This window comes from Klebsiella sp. Q11, assembly GCF_964241505.1.
Taxonomy (GTDB): Bacteria; Pseudomonadota; Gammaproteobacteria; order Enterobacterales; family Enterobacteriaceae; genus Klebsiella; species Klebsiella michiganensis.
Genome location: NZ_CAXSXW010000001.1, coordinates 259,282 through 283,609 on the forward strand (window position 1 = coordinate 259,282; position 24,328 = coordinate 283,609).

Annotated in this window: 21 protein-coding genes; 11 read left to right on the top strand and 10 right to left on the bottom strand. The window is 53.7% G+C overall.

What is annotated here, in order from left to right; translation table 11 throughout:
- The first annotated feature begins 95 nt into the window (after window positions 1-95).
- Window positions 96-1,148: a PLP-dependent cysteine synthase family protein gene (locus ACESQ2_RS01175; protein ID WP_046876988.1), complete on the top strand. Its 1,053-nt coding sequence runs from the start codon at window positions 96-98 to the stop codon at window positions 1,146-1,148.
- A gap of 46 nt (window positions 1,149-1,194) precedes the next feature.
- Here the strand turns inward: ACESQ2_RS01175 and cof are convergent, their stop codons facing one another.
- Window positions 1,195-2,013 (bottom strand): HMP-PP phosphatase, encoded by an 819-nt coding sequence (gene cof, locus ACESQ2_RS01180; RefSeq protein WP_014228185.1) that lies wholly within the window; start codon window positions 2,011-2,013, stop codon window positions 1,195-1,197.
- Window positions 2,014-2,139: 126 nt separating this feature from the next.
- On the opposite strand from cof, the gene ACESQ2_RS01185 reads away from it, so the two are divergent.
- Both ACESQ2_RS01185 and queC read left to right on the top strand, forming a co-directional pair.
- Window positions 2,140-3,840: an SgrR family transcriptional regulator gene (locus ACESQ2_RS01185; protein WP_046876989.1), complete on the top strand. Its 1,701-nt coding sequence runs from the start codon at window positions 2,140-2,142 to the stop codon at window positions 3,838-3,840.
- Window positions 3,841-3,906: 66 nt separating this feature from the next.
- Window positions 3,907-4,602, top strand: a complete 696-nt coding sequence (gene queC, locus ACESQ2_RS01190) for a 7-cyano-7-deazaguanine synthase QueC (protein WP_014228183.1) — start codon at window positions 3,907-3,909, stop codon at window positions 4,600-4,602.
- Between the two features lie 199 nt (window positions 4,603-4,801).
- Here the strand turns inward: queC and ACESQ2_RS01195 are convergent, their stop codons facing one another.
- From ACESQ2_RS01195 to bolA, 9 genes are all read right to left on the bottom strand, one after another.
- Window positions 4,802-5,203 (bottom strand): YbgC/FadM family acyl-CoA thioesterase, encoded by a 402-nt coding sequence (locus ACESQ2_RS01195; RefSeq protein ID WP_046876990.1) that lies wholly within the window; start codon window positions 5,201-5,203, stop codon window positions 4,802-4,804.
- 110 nt (window positions 5,204-5,313) lie between these two features.
- A complete protein-coding gene (locus ACESQ2_RS01200) occupies window positions 5,314-5,679 on the bottom strand; it encodes a helix-hairpin-helix domain-containing protein (protein ID WP_004848263.1) in 366 nt (121 codons plus the stop codon).
- A 148-nt stretch (window positions 5,680-5,827) separates the two neighbouring features.
- Window positions 5,828-7,702 (bottom strand): peptidylprolyl isomerase, encoded by a 1,875-nt coding sequence (gene ppiD, locus ACESQ2_RS01205; protein ID WP_004848261.1) that lies wholly within the window; start codon window positions 7,700-7,702, stop codon window positions 5,828-5,830.
- A 213-nt stretch (window positions 7,703-7,915) separates the two neighbouring features.
- Window positions 7,916-8,188, bottom strand: coding sequence for a nucleoid-associated protein HU-beta (gene hupB / locus ACESQ2_RS01210; protein WP_002444653.1), 273 nt, complete (start codon window positions 8,186-8,188; stop codon window positions 7,916-7,918).
- Window positions 8,189-8,396: 208 nt separating this feature from the next.
- Window positions 8,397-10,751, bottom strand: a complete 2,355-nt coding sequence (gene lon, locus ACESQ2_RS01215; protein ID WP_373170105.1) for an endopeptidase La — start codon at window positions 10,749-10,751, stop codon at window positions 8,397-8,399.
- Window positions 10,752-10,934: 183 nt separating this feature from the next.
- Complete coding sequence (gene clpX / locus ACESQ2_RS01220) at window positions 10,935-12,209, bottom strand: ATP-dependent protease ATP-binding subunit ClpX (protein WP_004099538.1); 1,275 nt, start codon at window positions 12,207-12,209, stop codon at window positions 10,935-10,937.
- Between the two features lie 132 nt (window positions 12,210-12,341).
- Window positions 12,342-12,965, bottom strand: coding sequence for an ATP-dependent Clp endopeptidase proteolytic subunit ClpP (gene clpP / locus ACESQ2_RS01225; protein ID WP_003021624.1), 624 nt, complete (start codon window positions 12,963-12,965; stop codon window positions 12,342-12,344).
- 314 nt (window positions 12,966-13,279) lie between these two features.
- Window positions 13,280-14,578, bottom strand: coding sequence for a trigger factor (gene tig / locus ACESQ2_RS01230; protein ID WP_004848255.1), 1,299 nt, complete (start codon window positions 14,576-14,578; stop codon window positions 13,280-13,282).
- Between the two features lie 347 nt (window positions 14,579-14,925).
- A complete protein-coding gene (bolA, locus tag ACESQ2_RS01235; RefSeq protein ID WP_004133447.1) occupies window positions 14,926-15,243 on the bottom strand; it encodes a transcriptional regulator BolA in 318 nt (105 codons plus the stop codon).
- A gap of 305 nt (window positions 15,244-15,548) precedes the next feature.
- On the opposite strand from bolA, the gene ACESQ2_RS01240 reads away from it, so the two are divergent.
- The 8 genes from ACESQ2_RS01240 to ACESQ2_RS01275 all read left to right on the top strand — a co-directional run bounded on the left by ACESQ2_RS01240 (window position 15,549) and on the right by ACESQ2_RS01275 (window position 24,328).
- Window positions 15,549-16,127 carry a lipoprotein gene (locus ACESQ2_RS01240; RefSeq protein WP_004848253.1) on the top strand — a complete coding sequence of 193 codons (579 nt, stop codon included), beginning with the start codon at window positions 15,549-15,551 and terminating at the stop codon, window positions 16,125-16,127.
- Between the two features lie 45 nt (window positions 16,128-16,172).
- A complete protein-coding gene (gene ampG, locus ACESQ2_RS01245; protein ID WP_046876992.1) occupies window positions 16,173-17,648 on the top strand; it encodes a muropeptide MFS transporter AmpG in 1,476 nt (491 codons plus the stop codon).
- Window positions 17,649-18,128: 480 nt separating this feature from the next.
- Entirely contained in the window at window positions 18,129-19,076 is a 948-nt protein-coding gene (gene cyoA, locus ACESQ2_RS01250; protein WP_004848249.1) for a cytochrome o ubiquinol oxidase subunit II, read from the top strand.
- A gap of 19 nt (window positions 19,077-19,095) precedes the next feature.
- On the top strand, window positions 19,096-21,087 hold the full coding sequence (gene cyoB, locus ACESQ2_RS01255) for a cytochrome o ubiquinol oxidase subunit I (protein ID WP_004848247.1): 1,992 nt from the start codon (window positions 19,096-19,098) through the stop codon (window positions 21,085-21,087).
- Window positions 21,077-21,688 carry a cytochrome o ubiquinol oxidase subunit III gene (locus tag ACESQ2_RS01260; protein ID WP_004099525.1) on the top strand — a complete coding sequence of 204 codons (612 nt, stop codon included), beginning with the start codon at window positions 21,077-21,079 and terminating at the stop codon, window positions 21,686-21,688. The genes cyoB and ACESQ2_RS01260 overlap by 11 nt, the downstream gene beginning before the upstream one ends.
- Window positions 21,688-22,017 carry a cytochrome o ubiquinol oxidase subunit IV gene (locus ACESQ2_RS01265; protein WP_004099523.1) on the top strand — a complete coding sequence of 110 codons (330 nt, stop codon included), beginning with the start codon at window positions 21,688-21,690 and terminating at the stop codon, window positions 22,015-22,017. The genes ACESQ2_RS01260 and ACESQ2_RS01265 overlap by 1 nt, the downstream gene beginning before the upstream one ends.
- Window positions 22,018-22,028: 11 nt before the next feature.
- Window positions 22,029-22,916, top strand: a complete 888-nt coding sequence (cyoE, locus tag ACESQ2_RS01270) for a heme o synthase (RefSeq protein ID WP_004129778.1) — start codon at window positions 22,029-22,031, stop codon at window positions 22,914-22,916.
- 1,109 nt (window positions 22,917-24,025) lie between these two features.
- Window positions 24,026-24,328, top strand: a complete 303-nt coding sequence (locus ACESQ2_RS01275; protein ID WP_046876993.1) for a hypothetical protein — start codon at window positions 24,026-24,028, stop codon at window positions 24,326-24,328.

The following is a 24,328-nucleotide window of genomic DNA, read 5'->3' on the forward strand; positions in this document are numbered from 1 at the left end:
TTTACTCCATTCATTGTAATTGAAAGGCTAAATGGCAACAATTTTTCCTTCGATTTCCGCTAAGCTGGGCACAAAATGACAAACAGGAATTTAAGATGAACAGCGCCTGGGTTAAACACGCGATTAGTGAAATTAATGCCGATTATCAGCGTTCCGCCGACACGCACCTTATTCGTCTGGCGCTTCCGGGGTTCCCGGGGATCCAGCTCTACCTGAAGGATGAAAGCACCCATCCAACCGGTAGCCTGAAGCACCGCCTGGCCCGCTCGCTGTTTCTCTATGGTCTGTGCAACGGCTGGATTAAAGAAGGGACAACGATTATCGAATCTTCTTCCGGTTCGACCGCCGTCTCTGAAGCCTACTTCGCCCGTCTCTTAGGTCTGCCGTTTATCGCCGTGATGCCTTCCTGTACGGCAAAACGTAAAATTGAACAAATTGAGTTCTACGGAGGCCGCTGCCACTTCGTCGATAGCGCCTGCGAAATCTATGCCGCCTCCGAAACCCTGGCCCGCGAGCTGAACGGCCATTATATGGATCAGTTTACCTATGCCGAACGGGCGACCGACTGGCGGGGAAACAATAATATCGCCGACAGTATCTTCCGTCAGATGAACCACGAGCCGCATCCGCAGCCGTCGTATATCGTGATGAGCGCGGGCACCGGGGGCACCTCTGCCACCATCGGACGCTACATTCGTTGTCAGGGCTACGATACGCAGCTGCTGGTGGTTGACCCACAAAACTCGGTGTTTATGGACTACTGGCAGAGCCGCGACGCCAGCCTGCGCAGCCCGGTCGGCAGTAAAATTGAGGGCATCGGCCGCCCGCGCGTCGAACCGTCGTTTATTCCCGACGTGGTCGATGAGATGCTGCGGGTACCGGATGCCGCCAGCGTCGCCACCGCGCTATGGCTCGAAACGCTGCTCGGACGTAAGGTCGGCGCCTCCACCGGCACCAACATGTGGGGCGTACTGCAGCTGGTCGTGCGGATGCGCGAAGAGGGGCGCACCGGCTCTCTCGTCACGCTGCTGTGCGACAGCGGTGAACGTTATCTGGAAACCTACTACAACCCGCAGTGGGTAGCGGCCAATATTGGCGATATCTCCCCATGGCAGGCACAAATCGCCGACATGCTGCAGGCAAAATAAAAGAAGCCAGATATCACAGGATATCTGGCTTGCTGGCAGGGTCTCTTTATTCGGGGGAATAAGGAAGATCGGGATTATCCAGCCAATGAGTCAAAAAGTGGGAGACGGCCTGATGACGGCAGTCGCCAATAACCGGTAGATGTGGGAGTTCCGCTTTCAGCTGATTCATCGCATTGCCCATAATCACGCCGCGCCCGACGCTGCCGAGCATTTCCAGGTCGTTCATGGCGTCACCGAACGCCATGCAATCCTGCATGGTCAGCCCCAGATGCTGGCTTAATACCGCCAGCGCCGCGCCTTTGTTACAGCCGCCAGGCAACACTTCAAGGCAATCCATCGCCGAAAAACAGAGATCCGCTCGGCCGCCCAGCGCTTCACTCAGTTGAAGCCTTAGCCGCCGCAAATCGTCATGATCGCCGCAGAAGCAGATTTTAGTGACCTGATGCGCCGGCATTCGCTTTGGATCGTACAGCTGATAACGAAAACCGCTAAAGACGTGCGCCTTCAGTAATTCCGGGATCGCCTGCCCGGTGTACCAGCCGCCGTCGTTAAAGAAATGCATACTGGCCGTGGTTTCCCAGGCGCTGTGCAGCACCTCTTCCGCCACATCGGGAGCCAGATCGCGGCGATACAGCTCTTCACCTTCCAGAGAGTGAATGCGCGTCCCGTTGCCGGTGATTAAAAACGCATCCAGAGAGAACTCGCCGATAACGTGGCGCATTTCCAGAGCATGACGACCGGTGGCGAAAGTCAGGGTGATGTCGCGATCGCGCAGACGTTTGAGCGTCGAAAGCGTTTTTTCTCCCAGACGATGGTCCGGCATCAGTAGCGTACCGTCCATATCGAATGCAGCCAGTCTTGCCATCTTCTGCTCCCCAAATCGTGGTGGATTTTGCTTGTGTTGCAGTATTGCCTGAGATATACGGAAGTAATAGTGAATAGATAAATTTTATTGTTCCGGGTTTACCAATCTACGCAGGATTACACAGCGATGAGGCTATTAAACCGTCTGCATCAGTACCAGCGACTCTGGCAGCCCTCCGCCGGAGAGCCGCAGCAGGTAACCGTCGGCGAGCTGGCCGAACGCTGCTTTTGCAGCGAACGCCACATTCGAACCCTGCTGCGCCAGGCGCAAGAGTCCGGCTGGCTAAGCTGGCAGGCCAGCTCCGGTCGCGGAAAGCGCGGGCTACTCCAGTTTTATAAAGCGCCGGAAGCGCTGCGCAATGAGATGATGGAGCAGGCGCTGAATAAAGGGCAGCAGCAAAATGCCCTCGAACTGGCCCAGCTGGCGCCGGTGGAGCTTAAAGCGCTGCTTTCCCCCTTTCTCGGCGGCCAATGGCAGAACAATACGCCGACCCTGCGTATTCCTTACTACCGTCCGCTGGAGCCGCTGCGCCCGGGTTTTATGCCGGGACGCGCGGAGCAGCACCTGGCCGGGGAGATATTTTCCGGTCTGACCCGATTTGATGCGCAGAGTACCTGTCCGATAGGCGATTTAGCCCATCACTGGGAGGTGTCGCCTGACGGCCTGCGCTGGCACTTTTATATTCGTTCTACCCTGTTCTGGCACAACGGCGATCCGATTAAAACCTCACAGCTGCAGCAGCGGCTCCTGATGCTGCTGCAGCTGCCCGCGCTGCGCACGCTGTTCGCCAGTATCAGCGAGATTAGCGTCACCCACTCCCAGTGTCTGACTATCACCCTGCATCGCGCCGATTACTGGCTGCCGTTCCGCCTTGCCAGCTACTGCAGCGTGCTGGCGCATCCTGACGATCCGGCGATCGGCAGCGGACCGTTTCGCCTGAAGCGATTTACTCCGGACCTGGTGCGGCTGGAAAACCATCAGCGCTATCATCTCACTCACCCGCTGCTGCAGGCCGTGGAGTACTGGATCACGCCGCAGCTGTTCGAGCAGGATCTGGGCACCAGCTGTCGTCATCCGGTACAGATAACCATTGGCGATCCTGACGAGCTGACCAGGCTACGTCAGGTCAGCAACAGTATTAGCCTCGGCTTTTGCTATCTGACGCTGCGCCAGAGCCCTCGTCTTAACAAAGCGCAGGCGCAAAGGCTGGTCTCGCTGATTCATCGCTCCACCCTGTTAGAAACCCTGCCGCTGGATGAGGATCTGATCGCGCCCAGCAACGAAGTATTGCCGGGTTGGTCTATTCCGCAGTGGCCTGAAAATCATAGTACCCCTCTGCCCGAACGGCTTACGCTGCTCTATCACCTCCCCGTAGAGCTACACGCTATGGCGGATCGGCTTCGTCAACGGCTGGCGGAACTGGGCTGTGAGCTGACGATTATTTTCCATGATGCGAAAAACTGGGATGGCTGCCAGCAGTTTGCACAGGCGGACCTGATGATGGGCGACCGCCTGATTGGCGAAGCGCCGGTCTATGCGCTGGAGCAGTGGCTACGCTGCGACGTGCTGTGGCCTAATTTGCTGACCGGGGCGCAATATGCGCATCTCCAGGCGACGCTGGATGCCGTTCAGGCCTTACCGGACGAATGCAGCCGTAGCGAAGCGTTGCGCAACGTCTTTAACAGCCTGATGGACGATGCCATCATGACGCCGCTGTTCAATTATAATTATCGCATCAGCGCGCCGCCGGGGGTCAACGGACTACGGCTAAACGCGCGCGGCTGGTTTGATTTCGCCAGCGCCTGGCTACCGGCCTCTGCGCCGTGACGGGGCTGGTGGTCACGTTCATCAGGCGCTACCATATGCGCCTCACTTCGATTGTCAGGAATTACCATGAAACGCGCCGTAGTTGTCTTCAGCGGAGGACAAGATTCGACGACCTGCCTGGTGCAGGCTCTGCAACAGTATGATGAAGTGCATTGCGTCACTTTTGATTATGGCCAACGTCATCGCGCGGAGATTGACGTTGCTCGCGAACTGGCGCTAAAGCTGGGGGCCGTGGCCCATAAAGTCCTTGATGTCACCCTGCTTAACGAACTGGCGGTCAGCAGCCTGACCCGCGATAGCATTCCGGTTCCGGATTATGAACCGGACGCCAGCGGCATTCCGAATACCTTCGTACCCGGGCGCAACATTCTGTTTTTAACCCTGACGGCCATTTACGCGTATCAGGTGAAGGCGGAAGCCATTATCACCGGCGTTTGCGAGACCGACTTTTCGGGCTACCCGGACTGCCGCGACGAGTTCGTGAAAGCGCTGCACCATGCCGTCAGCCTCGGTATGGCGAAAGATATTCGCTTTGAGACGCCGCTAATGTGGCTTAATAAAGCCGAAACGTGGGCCCTGGCCGATTACTGGGGCCAGCTCGACCTGGTGCGCCATGAAACCCTCACCTGCTATAACGGTATTAAAGGCGACGGCTGCGGGCAGTGCGCCGCCTGTAACCTCCGCGCCAACGGGCTGAGCCAGTATCTGGGCGATAAGGTTGGGGTGATGACGGTGATGAAGCAGAAAACCGGGCTCCAGTAACCAGTTACTTCCCGGCGGCGTGGCGGGATCGCAGGCGGCTCACGATGCATATCCCGGTCAGATACGCAGCAGCGCCTTCGGGGAAGTTCTGCCACTTTCTGTGCGCCTGCCCGCGCTACCGGATCGCAGACAGCTGAGGAAACGTAGCCCGGACAGGTGCGCAGCACCGCCTCCGGGACATCCTCCTCCGGCTGGCCTGTTAGCTAGGCTCAAGCTGCTCCAGCTTCTCCCGCAGTTCGCCCTCAAGCGGCAGCGCTTTCTGCGTTTTTAGATCGATACAGACAAAAGTGATAAGCGCATCGGCGACTACTTCGCCGTTAGGATTGAGGGTGACCACCTGGCTTAGCGTCCCGCTTTTTCCGTTCAGCTGTTCGAGCTTGCTGGTGACGGTTAACACATCGCCCAGTACCGCCGGTCGGCGGTAGTTGATATTGATATTGACCACCACAAAGGCGATGTTGCGAGCGGTCATCCAGTGGAAGGCCGGGCTGCTTTCCAGGCCATCCCAACGCGCTTCTTCGAGAAACTCCAGATAACGCGCATTGTTAACGTGCTGATAGACATCCAGATGATAGCCGCGAACTTTGATTTGTGTCTGCATAGCGCAAATGCCTTATCTTTAATTGTTGTTTTGAGGTCAGAGGTCACACCACTGGCATGACCTCTTCAGTCTGGCAAATAATGACGACTGTGCAAACTTTCGCTGAAAATTTACAGCTTCAGATGTGACAGATTTCTCTCTACCAGCGAGTTGCCCATTCCGGGCACCTGCTTAAGATCGTCAACGGTTTTAAATGGCCCGTACTCTTCGCGATAGCTCACTATAGCCTGCGCTTTCTTCAGGCCGACGCCATTCAGCGCCTTAGCCAGCTCTTCCGCGCTGGCGTTATTGATACTCACCCTGGTGCCTTCACTATCCGGCGCATTTAACGCATCCGGCGCTTTTGCCTGCGGCGACTGCACGCTTTCCTTTACCGGCGCCGACGCTTTGCCGGCAGAAGGCGCCGCCTGCGCTATCTGACTCCCCGCCGCGCAAACCAGTACGGCGGCAATAAGCGTTTTCATTCCTCGTTTCATGCTGTTATCTCCTTGTTTGTAGACAGCAAGGTCACGATAGCGACGAAGGGAAAAGAGTACAAAAGGCAAAATGCAGAAATGGAAAAGGCCGCGAAAGCGGCCTTTGAGAATGACATCACGTTACTTGCTTTTGCGAAGCAGCACGTAATTATTGTTGCTGATCGATAATGTCGCCGAGCTTAATTTTCGCCGCTTTACGCAGGTTGCTCATCAGCGCTTCGAAAGCGATCTGGGCGTTATTCTGGGTGATCCCCTGAATCATCGCTTTTTTCTGCTCTTCCGGCATCGTACCCGCTTTCACTTCGTCCAGCGCCAGCAGCACCACGTTGCCCTGCAGATCGGAGCCCACGCCGTAGCTTGGCTTACCTGCCTGCGGCAGCGGAAGTGCAAAGACGGACTGGCTCAGCGCTTCCTGACCGGTGCGTGACAGCGTCTGCGGCGCACCAAAGCTCAGGCCTGCGGCTTTCATCGCTTCATCGCCTTTGCCCTCTTTCAGGGCCGTCAGCAGCTTGTCGGCATCCAGCTTCGCCTGCTGTTCCGCTTTCGTGTGCTTAACAATATCGCTCACCTGCGCTTTTACATCCGCCAGCGGTTTCACCGCTTCCGGTTTATGCTCGCTGATGCGCAGAACAAACGCACGATCGCCGTCGACGGTGATGATATCGGAGTTGCTGCCCGGCGTGCCGTTTTCGCCCACGAGGCCGCCGTTGAAGATAGCTTCAGAGACCGGCTTGAAATTCAGCTCTTGCGGCAGGCTGTCGCGGCCAAACCAGCCGGTTTCAACCACTTTAAGACCGGCAACCTGGGCTGCGCCCGCCAGCGACTCGTTATCGTTGCTCGCCGCGTCGCTCACTTTCTGCTGCAGGGCATAGTACGCATCCAGGGCTTTTTCCTGCTTCACTTTCGCCGCAATATCGTCGCGAACCTCAGCCAGCGGTTTAACCTGTGCTGCCTGAACATCGTCCAGACGGGCAACCAGGAACCCAACAGAGGATTTAATTACGCCAGAAAGCTGGCCTTTTTCTTTCAGACCGGCCTCTTTCAGCTCTGGCACGGTCGCCGCATCTTCCAGCCACCCCATATCACCGCCGCTGCGGGCAGAGATAATATCGGTTGATTTTTCTTTGGCCAGCGTGGCGAAGTCAGCGCCTTTCTTCAGCTCATCAAGCACCGCCTGCGCATCCGCTTCGGTTTTGGTCTGGATGATGCTGTAGCGGTTACGCTGCGGCTGAGTGAACTGATCCTGATGCTGGTCGTACCATGACTGAATTTCTTCGTCAGAGACGTTTTCCTGCATGCTGGCAGCGTCCAGCTTGATGTAGCTGACGCGGAACTGCTCAGGCGCCATAAAACGCGCCTGGTTCTGCTGGTAGAACGCGTTGATTTCATCGTCGGTTGCGGTTTGCTTCGCCGCCAGCGCGTTCACGTCGAGAGTGGCTTCACGGACGACGCGCTGTTGAGAAACCAGCGCCGCCAGCTGGTCGGATTCGCCCGGCAGCATAAAGTCGGTACCGGCTACGGCGTTGATCAGCTGCTGAGTCGTCAGCTGATTACGAAGCGCCTGCGCGTACTGATCCGTCGTCATCCCCATCTGATTAACAATACGGCTGAAGCGCTCGTTATCAAATTTGCCATCCGCCTGGAAAGCCTGGGTCTGGAAGATAGCCTGCTTCACCTGGTCGTCGCTGATGTTGAGACCCAGCTCACGGGCATACTGATCGAGCAGCGCCTCGTCAATCAGACGGTTCAGCACCTGCTGACGCATGGTCTTCATGTAATTTTCATTGGCCGCCAGTTCTGAGAACTGGTCGCCAAGCTGCTGCTGCATGCGATTACGCTCGCTGGCAACGGCATTTTCAAACTGTGCGCGACCAATCTCCTGGTCATTAACTTTTGCGGCATAGTTGTTACCACCGCCAATCAGGTAACCACTCACCCCGGTCAAAATGAACGAGACGATAATGATACCGAAAATAATCTTGAGCACGACGCTGTTGGCGGCCGTGCGTAGGTTGTCCATCATGGTGTAACAACGCTCCGCTGTAGATGACTTTAGCTCGCGCAGCATAGCATGTGATGGCCGCCGCGCGTGAGGACGTATTTTGACAAGAAAACGGGGTGATTGTCAGCCCACAAGTGCGTATAAAGTCACATTAAGTCTCATTCTGGCAAATAAAAAAGGCACATCTTACGATGCGCCCTTGTACTTCGTCACAGACCCCAGTGGGGAAGTCGATCAGTTTACCGCGTCTTTCAGCGCTTTACCTGCACGGAAACCCGGTACTTTAGCAGCAGCAATGGTGATTTCTTTGCCTGTTTGCGGATTGCGACCGGTACGGGCAGCGCGCTCTTTAACAGCAAAAGTACCAAACCCTACCAGCGCAACGTCATCCCCAGCCTGCAGAGATTCAGTAACAGAAGCGATTAAAGCATCTAACGCACGTCCAGCTGCGGCTTTAGAAATGTCCGCACCGGCAGCAATTTTGTCAATCAGTTGAGATTTATTCACTGTTCTCTTCCTCTCTTTATAATTTATATCGCACCAGAATCCTTCGTGGCGCGACCGCGCAGCAGTTATATCAGGACTGTCATGCCCTTACAACAGAGTTGTAATTGACCCCCCTGCCAGCGATCTAAGTTAGCTACACAAAAAAAGGCTGGCAAGTACGAATTTACTTACCAGCCCTATTTTTCTTAGCGCAATTTGCGCGAAATCACTATTTTGCCGTGACGACTTCCATACCAAACGGCTCGTTCTGCAGTGCAAGTGCCAGAACTTCCTCGATTCGTTTCACCGGATGGATATCTAAATCGGCGATAACGTTATCTGGAATTTCTTCAAGGTCACGTTTGTTTTCATCAGGAATCAGAACAGTCTTAATGCCGCCGCGGTGCGCGGCCAGCAGTTTTTCCTTCAGACCACCGATTGGCAACACCTGGCCACGGAGGGTAATTTCCCCGGTCATCGCCACATCGGCGCGCACCGGATTGCCCGTCAGACAGGAAACCAGCGCGGTACACATCGCGATACCTGCGCTTGGGCCATCTTTCGGCGTAGCGCCTTCCGGTACGTGCACGTGAATATCGCGTTTTTCGTAAAAGTCTGAGTTGATACCCAGCTTATCCGCACGCGAACGCACCACGGTCAGCGCAGCCTGGATGGACTCCTGCATCACCTCACCCAGTGAACCGGTATAGGTCAGCTTACCTTTACCCGGAACGCAGGCGGTTTCAATGGTCAGCAGATCGCCGCCCACTTCCGTCCATGCCAGACCCGTCACCTGACCCAAGCGGTTTTCGCTATCCGCCCGGCCATAGTCATAGCGCTGCACGCCAAGGAAGTCATGCAGGTTGTCGCCGTTAATCTCGATGTGCTTCAGCGATTTATCCAGCAGCAGCTGTTTTACCGCCTTACGGCACAGTTTCGAGATTTCGCGCTCCAGACCACGCACGCCCGCTTCACGCGTGTAGTAGCGGATAATGCCGATAATTGCGCTGTCATCCACCGTCAGCTCGCCTTTTTTGAGCGCGTTACGCTCAATCTGTTTTGACAGCAGGTGGCGTTTGGCGATGTTCAGCTTCTCATCTTCGGTGTAGCCGGAGAGACGGATCACTTCCATACGATCCAGCAGCGGCGCCGGAATGTTCATGGAGTTGGAGGTCGCGACAAACATCACGTCGCTGAGATCGTAATCCACTTCCAGATAGTGATCGTTAAAGGCCACGTTCTGTTCCGGATCCAACACCTCCAGCAGCGCCGAGGCCGGATCGCCGCGCATGTCCGAAGACATCTTGTCGATCTCATCCAGTAAGAACAGCGGGTTTTTAACGCCCACTTTGGCCATTTTCTGGATCAGTTTGCCCGGCATTGAGCCAATATAGGTACGACGGTGACCGCGGATTTCCGCTTCATCGCGCACGCCGCCCAGCGCCATACGCACGTACTTACGTCCGGTGGCTTTGGCGATGGACTGGCCGAGAGAGGTTTTACCGACCCCCGGAGGCCCAACCAGGCACAGGATCGGCCCTTTGAGCTTGTTAACACGGCTCTGCACCGCGAGGTACTCAAGAATACGATCCTTCACGCGCTCGAGGCCGTAGTGGTCGGTGTCGAGGATCTCCTGAGCCTGACGCAGGTCTTTTTTGACCTTGCTGCGGGCGTTCCACGGTACCTGCACCATCCAGTCGATGTAGCCGCGAACGACGGTCGCTTCCGCCGACATCGGGGACATCATTTTCAGCTTCTGCAGTTCCGCTTCGGTTTTCTCTTTTGCCTCTTTCGGCATTTTCGCCGCGTCGATCTTACGCTTCAGCGCTTCGTTCTCGTCCGGGGCGTCGTCCATCTCGCCGAGCTCTTTTTGAATGGCTTTCATTTGCTCATTCAGATAGTACTCGCGCTGAGATTTCTCCATCTGTTTTTTCACGCGGTTGCGAATGCGCTTCTCAACCTGCAGCAGATCGATTTCCGACTCCATCATCGCCATCAGATATTCCAGACGTTCGTTAACGTCGGACATCTCCAGCACGGACTGTTTGTCCGCCAGCTTCAGCGGCATATGCGCAGCGATGGTATCCGCCAGGCGCGCCGGATCGTCAATGCTATTCAGCGACGTCAGCACTTCCGGTGGGATTTTCTTGTTCAGCTTGATGTAGCCTTCAAACTGGCTGATGGCCGTACGAACCAGCACTTCCTGCTCGCGTTCGTCAATGGCCGGCGATTCAAGATATTCAGCCTTCGCCGAAAAATGCTCGCCATTATCAGACAGCGCAGAGATGCGCGCGCGCTGCAAACCTTCGACCAGCACTTTGACAGTACCGTCCGGTAGCTTCAGCATTTGCAAAATAGACGCCACGGTCCCGACGGTGAAAAGATCGTTTACACCCGGCTCATCCGTCGAGGCTTCTTTCTGCGCAACCAGCATGATTTTTTTATCATGATCCATGGCTGCTTCGAGGCAACGGATAGATTTTTCCCGCCCTACAAACAGGGGTATGACCATGTGCGGATAAACCACCACATCGCGCAACGGCAATACGGGGATTTCAATGCGTTCAGAACGCTCAGGATTCATAGAGCTCTCTCTTAGTTTAAAGTCCGCCAGGTAGCCGACGACGCAACTCAACGACGCGTCGCCGTTAATATGTAAACCAGTATATGGGGATGTATTCCATACATTCAACGGCGGGAATGCAGGAAAAATAAAAGGGGAGATAAAATCCCCCCTTTTTGTTAACTGCTTGAGCAAAATGGTTAATTATTCACCAGATGCCTGCTGCGCTTCCGGTTTGCCGTAAATCAGCAGCGGCTTGCTCTGGCCATCGATAACCGAAGCGTCGATGACCACTTTTTCCACGTCTTCCATTGACGGAAGATCGTACATGGTATCAAGCAGCGCGGCTTCAACGATAGAACGCAGACCGCGAGCCCCGGTTTTACGCGCCATCGCTTTCTTAGCGATAGCGTCCAGCGCTTCGTCGCGGAATTCCAGCTCAGCGCCTTCCAGGCTGAACAGCGCCTGATACTGCTTGGTCAGGGCGTTTTTCGGCTCTTTGAGGATCTGAATCAGCGCTTCTTCGCTCAGCTCGCTCAGGGTCGCCACAACCGGCAGACGACCGATGAACTCAGGAATCAGGCCAAACTTGATCAGATCTTCCGGCTCAACCTGAGACAGCAGCTCGCCTTCGCTGGCTTTGTCAGACTTCGCCTTGACCGTCGCGCCGAAACCAATACCTGAACCGGTTTCAACACGGTGGGAAATGACCTTATCCAGACCGGCAAAGGCGCCGCCGCAGATGAACAGGATCTTAGAGGTATCAACCTGCAGGAACTCCTGCTGCGGATGCTTACGCCCGCCCTGCGGCGGAACCGCGGCAACGGTACCTTCAATAAGCTTCAGCAGCGCCTGCTGCACGCCTTCGCCGGAAACATCGCGAGTGATCGACGGGTTATCCGATTTACGGGAAATTTTGTCGATTTCATCAATGTAGACGATACCGCGCTGGGCTTTCTGTACGTCGTAGTCGCACTTCTGCAGCAGCTTCTGGATGATGTTCTCAACGTCTTCACCCACGTAGCCGGCTTCGGTCAGGGTGGTGGCATCCGCCATGGTGAAAGGCACATCCAGCAGGCGCGCGAGCGTTTCCGCCAGCAGCGTTTTACCGGAACCGGTCGGCCCGATCAGCAGAATGTTACTTTTGCCCAGTTCAACGCCGTTGCTGGTGTCGCCATTGCGCAGACGTTTGTAGTGATTGTATACCGCCACCGCCAGCACTTTTTTCGCCGGCTCCTGGCCGATAACGTAATCGTCCAGATGGTGGCGAATTTCGTGCGGCGTCGGCAGCGCGCTGCGCTCGCGATGCGGCGCGACTTCTTTAATTTCTTCGCGAATGATGTCGTTACATAAATCAACGCATTCGTCGCAGATATACACGGATGGCCCGGCGATTAGCTTACGCACTTCATGCTGGCTTTTGCCGCAAAAAGAGCAGTACAACAGTTTGCCCGAACCATCTTTGCGTTTATCTGTCATGAGTCCAAACCTCTTATTAAGTTCTTTGTGCCGCACACGACGACGCAAATGCCATTCTCAGGCGCAAACCGCTGTGAAGCGTTGTGCCGCCCTCTTTCAAACAAGTATAGCGGCACCCTTGCGCCTGGGGCATCAATTACGATGAGTCAAAATAGAGTCAACGAGGCCGTATTCCACTGCTTCTGAGGCAGACAGGAAGCGATCGCGCTCGGTATCGCGCTCGATCTGCTCAAGGGATTGACCCGTATGATGCGCCATCAGTTCATTCATGCGACCTTTCACTTTCAGGATTTCGCGGGCGTGGATTTCGATATCCGTCGCCTGGCCCTGGTAGCCGCCCAGCGGCTGGTGAATCATCACGCGGGAGTTCGGCAGGCAGAAACGCTTGCCTTTCGCCCCGGCGGTCAGCAGGAACGCGCCCATTGAGGCCGCCTGGCCCATACAAATGGTGCTCACGTCAGGCTTGATGAACTGCATGGTGTCATAGATAGACATCCCGGCGGTAATCACCCCGCCCGGAGAGTTAATGTACAGATAGATATCTTTTTCCGGGTTTTCCGCTTCCAGAAACAGCATCTGCGCCACGATCAGGTTAGCCATGTGGTCTTCTACCTGGCCGGTCAGAAAAATGACGCGCTCCTTGAGCAGACGGGAGTAAATATCAAATGAACGTTCGCCGCGTGAGGTCTGTTCAATGACCATCGGCACCAGGGCCATATGGGGTGCAAAGTTGTCTCGTTCGCCACTGTATGACATTTCCGTCTCCTGGATTAATTTGAAAAAAACCGCTGCACTGATTGTAACCTTACGGACGGATTATCAGCCAGAATTTCTGCCGTCGGGCAGAAGTGCATAGATGCACGCTTCATTACGGCGCATGATTATGCCAATGCAGTTACGTCTCCCGGTTATGGGGATGACGTCGCCATAATTCAAGCATAACAATCTTTTGTCGTAACGCTATCACTGAAATCGCCTTTTCGCACTCATCCTAAGGCTATCATTGCAATAAAAAACCCGCAGCCTTTCGGCAACGGGTTTTTGCTCAAACCTTAAACCTTGGGGCGAAATTACGCCTGCTGGTTCATCAGTTCGCTGAAGGAAGTGGCTTTTTCAGACACTTTAGCTTTCGCCAGCACGGCTTCAACGGCCTGCTCTTCCAGCGCGACGTTGCGCATGTTGTCCATCAGCTCTTTGTTTTTGCTGTAGAACTCAACCACTTCTTTCGGATCTTCGTAAGCGGAAGCCATCTCTTCGATCAGGCCTTTAACGCGATCTTCGTCAGCTTTCAGCTCGTTGGTACGAATCACTTCGCCCAGCAGCAGGCCAACAACAACGCGGCGTTTAGCCTGCTCTTCGAACAGCTCACGCGGCAGCTCCAGAGCCTGTTTCTCGTTACCGCCGAAACGCTGAGCAGCCTGACGACGCAGAACGTCGATTTCGCTGTCGATCAGCGCAGCCGGAACGTCGATATCGTTAGCTTTAACCAGACCTTCGATAGCCTGAGATTTAACGCGGTTACGCACGGCGCCTTTCAGCTCGCGCTCCATGTTTTTACGCACTTCAGCGCGCAGCCCGGCTACGGAACCATCTTCAACGCCGAAACGTTTGATGAACTCTTCAGTCAGCTCTGGCAGTTCACGTTCTTCAACTTTCTTCAGGTTGATAACGAACTTAGCTGCTTTACCTTTCAGGTTTTCAGCGTGGTACTCTTCCGGGAAGGTCACGTCGATGGTGAACTCTTCGCCAGCCTTGTGACCTTTGATACCGTCTTCAAAGCCCGGGATCATACGGCCCTGGCCCATCGCCAGTACGAAGTCAGAGGCTTTGCCGCCTTCGAACTCTTCGCCGTCAACGGAACCGGTGAAATCAACGGTAACGCGATCTTCTGCATCAACAGCGCCGTCTTTGTCTTTCCAGTTCGCCTGCTGCTTGCGCAGAGTATCCAGCATGGTGTCAACGTCAGCATCGGTCACTTCAACAACCGGTTTTTCAACTTCGATCGCTTCCAGACCCTGCAGTTCAACTTCCGGATAAACTTCGAACTCTACCGCGTAGGTGAAGTCTTCACCCAGCTTGTATTCGCCCGGAACGTAGTTCGGCGCGCCGGCCGGATTAATTTTTTCTTTGATGATCGCGTCAACGAAGTTACGGCTCATCAGGTCACCCAGCACGTCCTGGCGAACAGATGCGCCATAACGCTGAGCAACAACATTCATCGGCACTTTGCCTTTACGGAAGCCGTCAATGCGAACTTTTTTCGCTACGTTGACCAGCTCGCTTTTGACAGCATTCTCGATGCTGTCAGCGGCGATAGTAATCGTTACACGGCGCCCAAGGCCCTGAGTGGTTTCAACTGAAACTTGCATCTTGTTACCTCAAAAAAATCACAGTGCTCGGTCAACTCTGGAAGCGCGAACAGGTTGCTTCGCAGAACCGGGATGCCCTCTTCAAATCAGAAACACATTCCCTGTCGTCAGAATCATCCCGAAGACATTCATAATAAAAGACGCGGCATTATAGCGGCATCACTTTTGTGAGTCGAGAACGGTTGTCGCCCACTGCTGCGGCTTTTTTCACATTTCCCGAGCAAATTTGCCTGTAAATATGCGTGAATTGCACATTTTTCAGGCAAAACAAAACGGCCCGCAGGCCGTTTTCTCATAAATCTTCACGCAACATACTGGAAAAGCTCCAGCGGTTGCAAATGCGATTTCTACGCGATACTTCCAGCCCCGCGACAAGGAGGAGAAGCAAAGACGGTATCCTGTAGCCCTTCCCACTCTTTGATTGTATAGGTATGCAACGCCAGAGCGTGCACGGTGCTTGATAGTTCCTCAGTCAACGTTCCGTAAATCATACGGTGACGATTAAGAAAACGCTCGCCAAGGAAGCGATCGCTCACCAACACCACTTTAAAATGACTTTCAGAGCCCGCAGGAACGTTGTGGCGATAGCTTTCATCCACGACTTCAAGATACACCGGGTCGAACGCTGCCCTAAGTTTTGCTTCGATCTGTTCACGTATCATCATGAATTTTCTCCTCCGACAACGCTGTATTGCCGCCATTCCCTTTAAATGTTAGCCGCTTTTACCGCTTCCATTGGGCGAAAACAACAAAAAATTAGCATTCCTCTGATATTTTCATGCAAAAGTATCGGCTTTAGTGGTTCGGTGTCCTGAAAGCCCTGCCTGCGTGGCGATAAGAGATGCAGTCAGGACAGAAAACGCACAAGGCGATGAATTTACATGCGTTGCCACTTCCCCTTGCCGTTGGCGATGTTATGATGGCGGGAATTTTCCTCATTACCACTCCACCATGCGTTGAGACCCTGAACATGTTTAAGAAAATTCTTTTTCCTTTGGTCGCGCTGTTTATGCTGGCCGGATGCGCCACTCCGCCGACCACCATTGATGTTTCACCGAAAATCACCCTGCCGCAGCAGGATCCCAGCCTGATGGGCGTGACCGTCAGCATTAACGGCGCCGATCAGCGTCCGGATCAGGCGCTGGCGAAAGTCACCCGCGATAACCAACAGGTTACGCTCACCGCCTCTCGCGACCTGCGCTTCCTGTTGCAGGAAGTGCTCGAGAAACAGATGACCTCGCGTGGCTATATGATTGGCCCGAACGGCGCCGTGGATCTGCAAATCATCGTGAATAAACTGTACGCCGACGTTTCTCAGGGCAACGTGCGTTACAACATTGCGACCAAAGCCGACATTGCGATCGTTGCCACTGCCGCCAACGGCAATAAGATGACGAAAAACTATCGTGCCAGCTACTCTGTTGAAGGCGCCTTCCAGGCCTCGAACAAAAATATCGCCGATGCGGTTAATAGCGTCATGACCGATACCATTAGCGATATGGCGCAGGACACCAGCATTCACGATTTCATCAAGCAAAACGCGCGTTAATTTAAGTCGCAGACCCGGCCTCGCGCCGGGTCTGCACGACATGCTATGTCTAATCATTACTTACGCATTTTCACGCAGCCAAAATCAGCTATCCTGCTGATCCTCGGTTTTGCCTCAGGATTACCGCTCGCCCTCACCTCCGGCACGCTGCAGGCGTGGATGACCGTTGAAAACATCGATCTGAAAACTATCGGTTTTTTCTCGCTCGTCGGCCAGGCCTACGTCTTTAAGTTCCTCTGGTCGCCTGTGATGGACCGCTATACGCCGCCGTTTCTCGGCCGTCGTCGCGGCTGGCTGCTGGCGACCCAGTTTCTGCTCCTTATTGCCATTGCGGCGATGGGTTTCCTTGAACCGTCCACGCAGCTGCGCTGGATGGCGGCGCTGGCGGTGGTCATCGCCTTTTGTTCCGCCTCTCAGGATATCGTGTTTGACGCGTGGAAAACTGACGTGCTGGCCGCGGAAGAGCGAGGCACCGGAGCGGCAATCAGCGTGCTGGGCTATCGTCTGGGGATGCTGGTCTCCGGCGGGCTGGCGCTCTGGCTGGCCGATCGCTGGCTGGGTTGGCAAGGGATGTACTGGCTGATGGCCGCGCTGCTGATCCCCTGCATTATCGCCACGCTGCTGGCGCCGGAACCCAGCGACGTCATTCCGGTGCCGAAGACGCTGGAGCAGGCCGTTGCCGCACCGCTGCGCGACTTCTTCGGCCGGAATAACGCCTGGCTCATTCTCCTGCTGATCGTCCTTTATAAGCTTGGCGACGCGTTTGCCATGAGCCTGACCACCACGTTTCTGATTCGCGGCGTTGGTTTCGATGCGGGTGAAGTGGGAATGGTGAATAAAACGCTCGGCCTGTTTGCCACGATTGTCGGCGCGCTTTACGGCGGCGTGCTCATGCAGCGCCTGACGTTGTTCCGCGCGCTGCTGATTTTCGGCCTGCTGCAGGGGGTATCCAACGCCGGATACTGGCTGCTCTCAATTACCGATAAACACCTTTTCTCCATGGCGACGGCGGTGTTTTTCGAAAATCTGTGCGGCGGGATGGGCACCGCGGCGTTCGTCGCGCTGCTGATGACGCTGTGCAATAAATCGTTTTCAGCCACCCAGTTTGCCCTGCTCTCAGCGCTCTCTGCCGTTGGGCGCGTGTACGTTGGGCCTATCGCCGGCTGGTTTGTCGAAGCCCACGGCTGGCCTACCTTCTATCTCTTTTCCGTCGTCGCCGCGGTGCCGGGGATTTTGCTGCTGTTAATTTGCCGGCGTACGCTGGAACACACCCAGCGTTCAGAAAGCTTTATGCCGCGCACGCGCTTTCCGCAGACCTACGGGCTGGCATTAATTATTCTGGCGGTTGGCTGCCTGATGCTGGCGGTGTGGCTGCTGCTGCTGGCGCTCAACGCGCTGGATTACACCAACTTCTCCTTCCTTGCCGGCCTGCTTGAGATCGCCGTACTCACCGCCGTCGCGGGTATTTTACTCGGCGCCTTCCTTGACTATCTGGCATTACGTAAAACCGAGCTGATTTAAATCAGCGCCGAAACGTACGAGGACGTTGTAATTACTAAACGTAATTATAACGTCTTATTAACGATTTTATATTCATCGTAGCCGATTTGTTGTTTTGTGCGTTTTAGATTTCTGGAAATTATTGACAATTTTCATGCGAATCTTTAAATAATTTAACCGATTCAGCTCTGCAGGTTTTATTTTCCGCTTTTATGATGTCTTTTATTTGATAATTAATTGTTAATTATTTGTGTTGTTTTGCGGGTAGTTATGCTCATTCTCTTATAAAGCCTTTCGTTCTTATCCCTTTCGTTATCAATCCCGCCTAAATCAAGGTTTGCAAGCGATAATGTCACACTCCGTAACATATGTGACAGGGCAAGCAGAAGCCGCTAACATAGAGCAGACACAGCTCCAACTATGTTTACAGTAATGCAACCTTCCCGTAAAATGCCCGTACACTTTAAGCGCCACCAGATTCCGTGGAATTGAGGTCGTTCAATGAGACTTAGGAAATACAATAAAAGTTTGGGATGGATGTCATTAATCGCAGGCACTGTATTACTCAGTGGTTGTGATTCTGCACTCCTCGACCCAAAAGGACAGATTGGACTGGAGCAACGCTCTCTGATTCTGACGGCCTTCGGCCTGATGATGATCGTCGTTATTCCAGCCGTCTTGATGGCAGTAGGATTTGCCTGGAAGTATCGTGCGAGCAATAAAGATGCGAAGTATAGCCCGAACTGGTCACACTCCAACAAAGTGGAAGCTGTGGTCTGGACGGTTCCTATCCTGATCATCCTGTTCCTGGCCGTTCTGACCTGGAAAACCACTCACGCATTAGAGCCGAGCAAACCGCTTGCTCACGATGAAAAACCTATCACTATCGAAGTCGTTTCGATGGACTGGAAATGGTTCTTCATCTATCCGGAACAAGGTATTGCTACCGTCAACGAAATCGCCTTCCCGGCGAACGTACCGGTACACTTCAAAGTGACCTCCAACTCCGTGATGAACTCGTTCTTTATCCCACGTTTAGGTAGCCAGATTTACGCAATGGCCGGGATGCAGACTCAGCTGCACCTCATCGCGAACGAAGCTGGTACTTACGACGGTATCTCCGCCAGCTATAGCGGCCCGGGCTTCTCAGGAATGAAGTTCAAAGCTATCGCCACGCCGGATCGTGCAACCTTCGATCAGTGGGTAGCGAAAGCCAAACAGTCTGCGAACGCCATGGACTCCATGGAAACGTTCGACAAACTGGCTGCGCCTAGCGAATACAACAAAGTGGAATACTTCTCTAACGTGAAACCAGATTTGTTTAAAGATGTTGTTAACAAATTTATGTCTCACGGTAAGAGCATGGATATGACCCAACCTGAGGGCGAGCACGCTGCGCACGAAGGAATGGAAGGCATGGACATGAGCCACGCGGAAACCGCTCACTAAGGGGCCGAGGAAGAAAACGATGTTCGGAAAACTTACACTGGATGCAGTGCCCTACCATGAACCCATTATTGTGGTTACGGTGGCTGCAATTATCATTGGGGGACTGGCGCTTCTGGCGGCCATCACTTACTTCGGTAAGTGGTCCTACCTTTGGAATGAGTGGCTGACTTCGGTTGACCACAAACGTCTCGGTATCATGTACGTTATCGTAGCAATCGTCATGTTGCTGCGTGGCTTCGCTGACGCCGTTATGATGCGTAGCCAGCAGGTGCTGGCCTCGGCCGGGGAAGCAGGCTTCCTGCCGCCTCACCACTACGATCAGATCTTTACCGCCCACGGCGTTATCATGATCTTCTTCGTAGCGATGCCGTTTGTTATCGGTCTGATGAACCTGGTGGTTCCGCTGCAGATCGGCGCGCGCGACGTTGCCTTCCCATTCCTTAACAACCTGAGCTTCTGGTTCACCGTTGTGGGCGTGATTCTGGTTAACCTCTCTCTGGGCGTCGGTGAATTCGCGCAGACCGGTTGGCTGGCCTATCCGCCGCTCTCGGGAATTGAGTACAGTCCGGGCGTCGGGGTCGATTACTGGATCTGGGCTCTCCAGCTATCCGGTATTGGTACAACGCTCACCGGTATTAACTTCTTCGTAACGATTATCAAGATGCGTGCCCCTGGCATGACCATGTTCAAGATGCCGGTGTTTAGCTGGGCATCTCTGTGCGCCAACATCCTGATTATCGCCTCCTTCCCAATTCTGACCGTCACCGTCGCGCTGCTGACCCTGGACCGCTACCTGGGCACCCATTTCTTTACCAACGATATGGGTGGCAACATGATGATGTACATCAACCTGATTTGGGCCTGGGGTCACCCGGAAGTGTACATTCTGGTTCTGCCGGTATTCGGTGTCTTCTCCGAAATCGCCGCAACCTTCTCACGTAAGCGTCTGTTTGGCTATACCTCGCTGGTATGGGCAACAGTGTGTATTACCGTTCTGTCGTTCATCGTTTGGCTGCACCACTTCTTTACTATGGGTGCGGGCGCGAACGTAAACGCCTTCTTCGGTATTACGACCATGATCATCGCTATCCCGACCGGGGTTAAGATCTTCAACTGGCTGTTTACCATGTACCAGGGCCGTATCGTCTTCAACTCAGCAATGCTGTGGACGATTGGCTTTATCGTAACCTTCTCCGTAGGGGGTATGACCGGCGTACTGCTGGCGGTACCGGGCGCAGACTTCGTGCTGCACAACAGCCTGTTCCTGATCGCGCACTTCCATAACGTCATCATCGGCGGCGTGGTGTTCGGTTGCTTCGCAGGTCTGACCTACTGGTGGCCGAAAGCCTTTGGCTTCACCCTGAACGAAACCTGGGGCAAACGCGCTTTCTGGTTCTGGATCATCGGTTTCTTCGTCGCGTTTATGCCGCTGTACGTACTGGGCTTCATGGGCATGACCCGTCGCCTGAGCCAGCAGATTGACCCGCAGTTCCACCCGATGCTGGTTGTTGCAGCCTGCGGTGCGGCGCTGATCGCTTGCGGTATTCTCTGCCAGCTGATTCAGTTCTACGTGTCTATCCGCGATCGCGAGCAGAACCGTGACCTGACCGGCGACCCGTGGGGCGGCCGTACGCTGGAGTGGGCAACCTCTTCTCCTCCGCCGTTCTACAACTTTGCTATCGTTCCTGTCGTTCACGAGCGTGACGCGTTCTGGGAAATGAAAGAAAAAGGCGACGCGTATAAGAAACCGGCTGGCTATGAAGAGATTCATATGCCGAAAAACAGCGGCGCGGGCATCGTGATTGCTGCTTTCGCAACGGTTTTTGGTTTCGCAATGATCTGGCATATCTGGTGGATGGCGATTGCAAGCTTCGTCGGTATCCTGGTGACCTGGATTATTAAGAGCTTTGACGAGGACGTGGATTACTACGTGCCGGTTGCAGTAGTCGAAAAACTGGAAAATCAGCATTTCGATGAGATTAACAAAGCAGGGCTGAAAAATGGCAACTGATACTCTTGCGCATAACGCCCACGCGCACGAACACGGGCACCATGATACAGGACCGATGAAGGTATTCGGTTTCTGGATCTACCTGATGAGCGACTGCATTATCTTCGCCACTCTGTTCGCTACCTATGCCGTTCTGGTGAACGGCACGGCGGGCGGTCCGACCGGTAAAGATATTTTTGAACTGCCGTTCGTTCTGGTTGAAACCGCGCTGCTGCTGTTCAGCTCCATCACCTACGGCATGGCGGCTATCGCCATGTACAAAAACAACAAGAGCCAGGTGGTTTCCTGGCTGGCGCTGACCTTCCTCTTCGGGGCAGGGTTCATCGCGATGGAACTCTATGAATTCCATCACCTGATTGTTGAAGGTATGGGCCCGGATCGCAGCGGCTTCCTGTCAGCGTTCTTCGCGCTGGTCGGCACCCACGGTCTGCACGTGACTTCAGGTCTGATCTGGATGGCGGTGCTGATGGTTCAGGTTTCTCGTCGCGGCCTGACCAGCACTAACCGCACCCGTATCATGTGCCTGAGCCTGTTCTGGCACTTCCTGGACGTCGTGTGGATCTGCGTGTTCTCTGTTGTATATCTGATGGGGGCGATGTAATGAGTCATTCTACCGATCATAGCGGCGCTTCTCACGGCAGCGTGAAGAGCTACATGACAGGTTTCATCCTGTCGATCATTCTGACGGTTATCCCGTTTGCAATGGTGATGAGTGGATCTGCATCGCATGCGGCTATTCTGGGAACCATCCTGGTCACTGCGGTTGTGCAGATTGTGGTACACCTCGTGTACTTCCTGCACATGAACAGTAAATCGGACGAAGGTTGGAACCTGACCGCATTTATCTTCACCGTAATCATCATTGCTATCGTAGTTGTCGGCTCCATCTGGATTATGTGGAACCTGAACTACAACATGATGATGCACTAAGAGCGGCGAGTATGTTTAAGCAATACCTGCAAGTAACGAAACCAGGCATTATTTTTGGCAACCTGATCTCCGTGATTGGCGGTTTCCTGCTGGCCTCCAAGGGCCACATCGACTATCCGCTTTTTATCTGGACGCTCCTCGGAGTATCCCTGGTGGTCGCCTCGGGTTGTGTTTTCAACAACTATATCGACCGTGATATCGATCGTAAGATGGAACGGACGAAAAACCGGGTGCTGGTCAAAGGGCTGATCTCGCCAGAAGCTTCGCTGGTATACGCCACCCTGCTGGGTATTGCTGGCTTCATGCTCCTGTGGTTTGGCGCGAATCCCCTGGCCTGCTGGCTGGGGGTGATGGGGTTCGTGGTTTATGTCGGCGTTTACAGCCTGTACATGAAGCGCCACTCCGTCTACGGCACTCTGATTGGTTCTCTCTCCGGCGCTGCGCCGCCGGTGATTGGCTACTGCGCGGTTACCGGTGATTTTGACAGCGGTGCCGCGATTCTGCTGGCGATTTTCAGCCTGTGGCAGATGCCTCACTCTTACGCTATCGCGATTTTCCGCTTCAAGGATTATCAGGCAGCGAACATTCCGGTACTGCCGGTAGTGAAAGGCATTTCGGTGGCGAAAAACCATATCACCGTTTACATCATCGCTTTCGCCGTTGCCACGCTGATGCTCTCCCTGGGCGGCTACGCTGGATATAAATATCTGGTTGTCGCTGCGGCGGTGAGCGTCTGGTGGCTCGGAATGGCGCTGCGCGGTTATAAAGTGGCGGATGATAAAGTCTGGGCGCGTAAGCTGTTCGTCTTTTCCATCGTAGCCATTACCGCGCTGTCGGTGATGATGTCCGTCGACTTTATGGTGCCGGATTCACACAACCTGCTGACCATGGTCAGATAGTGTCTCTCAATGGCGTATCGCACGATACGCCATTACTTATTTCCCCCTGTTAATCTCGCATCGCCGATGGTTGTAAATCATTCTCCCCACTCTATTATTCTGAGATTGTGCCCTCAACCCTCTCAACGCTTTCTCTGCCCCTGGCTAAATTCCGCTTCAGCGTCCTCGATCAAAGACGCCCCCCGTACATGCCTTTCTCCGCTTACTGCCGGAACGCGTTTAGCCATACTGATGCGATAATAGTCACGCAGTACTGCCAGTTCATTTCGACAAATAGCCGCATCAGATTCATCAGCAGCAATTCATTATCCTGCAGCCATCGTTTATTTAGATGAAATAGAATTAGTTTTAACGCCGGTACTGTCAATAAAATGAGTGCTATATATCGGCTAATGATTCTGTTGTTTAACGAATCATCGTTAAGCACGGTTTGCCCACTGCCGTCGGCAATGGTATCTTTGAGATATGAATCCTGCCGCCGCGCTACCCCGAACGGCGCCGAGTGGTTTAGCTGAATATATATGATAAATTAATTTATTGTACGCAACATAGCAGAAGGGACAGACCCCGAACTTATTGTTTCTTCGAAGGCTCGGGTTAACAAGGCATAGTTAAGCCCTCGTTTACTCAGTGGGCTGTGCTTCCGTCATTCCTGGCGGGCGAATGTGAAATCGAAAATTAACATATTAACGTGGGGTATGGTGCCAGGGCGATGTTCTCTTGTCCTCCCCTCCTCCGCGCAAACAGGCGGTCTTTTGCCATGAATATTGTCCCTCCCGGTTCATATAGCATCTCTATTGAACAATATTAAAGTTTTCAATGAAAAAAGCAGTCCGTCTTATTACTCCCCCCTGCAACCACTTTCAGCGCACTTTTCTTTATAAGGCCCTCATGCAATTTCACATTAAAGCCAGATGTGCCGAATAAAAAATTCATACTCATGGCTTACGCCGTTATCTCTGAAGAAAACTTCATTTTATTAAATTTGTATGAAATTGAATATTTCACATATTAATACTCTGGATTAACATAATTTAAGAGTGTTAGTATTTCTTCCGTGGGTAAGAGACCCACTAATAAAAATTAATCAAACTTAACAAGGAATACCAATGAAAGAATTAACTATTGGCGAAATGGAATCTATTTCTGGTGGTTTTAATGTGTTCAACAGCATTGCTAACAGCATTTCCAGCATTATTAATAATACAGCAAGCCATCTGAGCGATTTTATTACCTCCGCAGGTGCTACCATCGCCAATGCCATCGTTAACGATACCATTGCGTTCGGTGATTACCTGAGCGGCACATCTACGTGGCAGGATTTCGTTGCCTCAAGCAACGAAAACTGGAGCAATTCTGTGCACGAAGTGTCGAACGAGTGGAACACTTTCACTAACAGCATCACCGCCTAA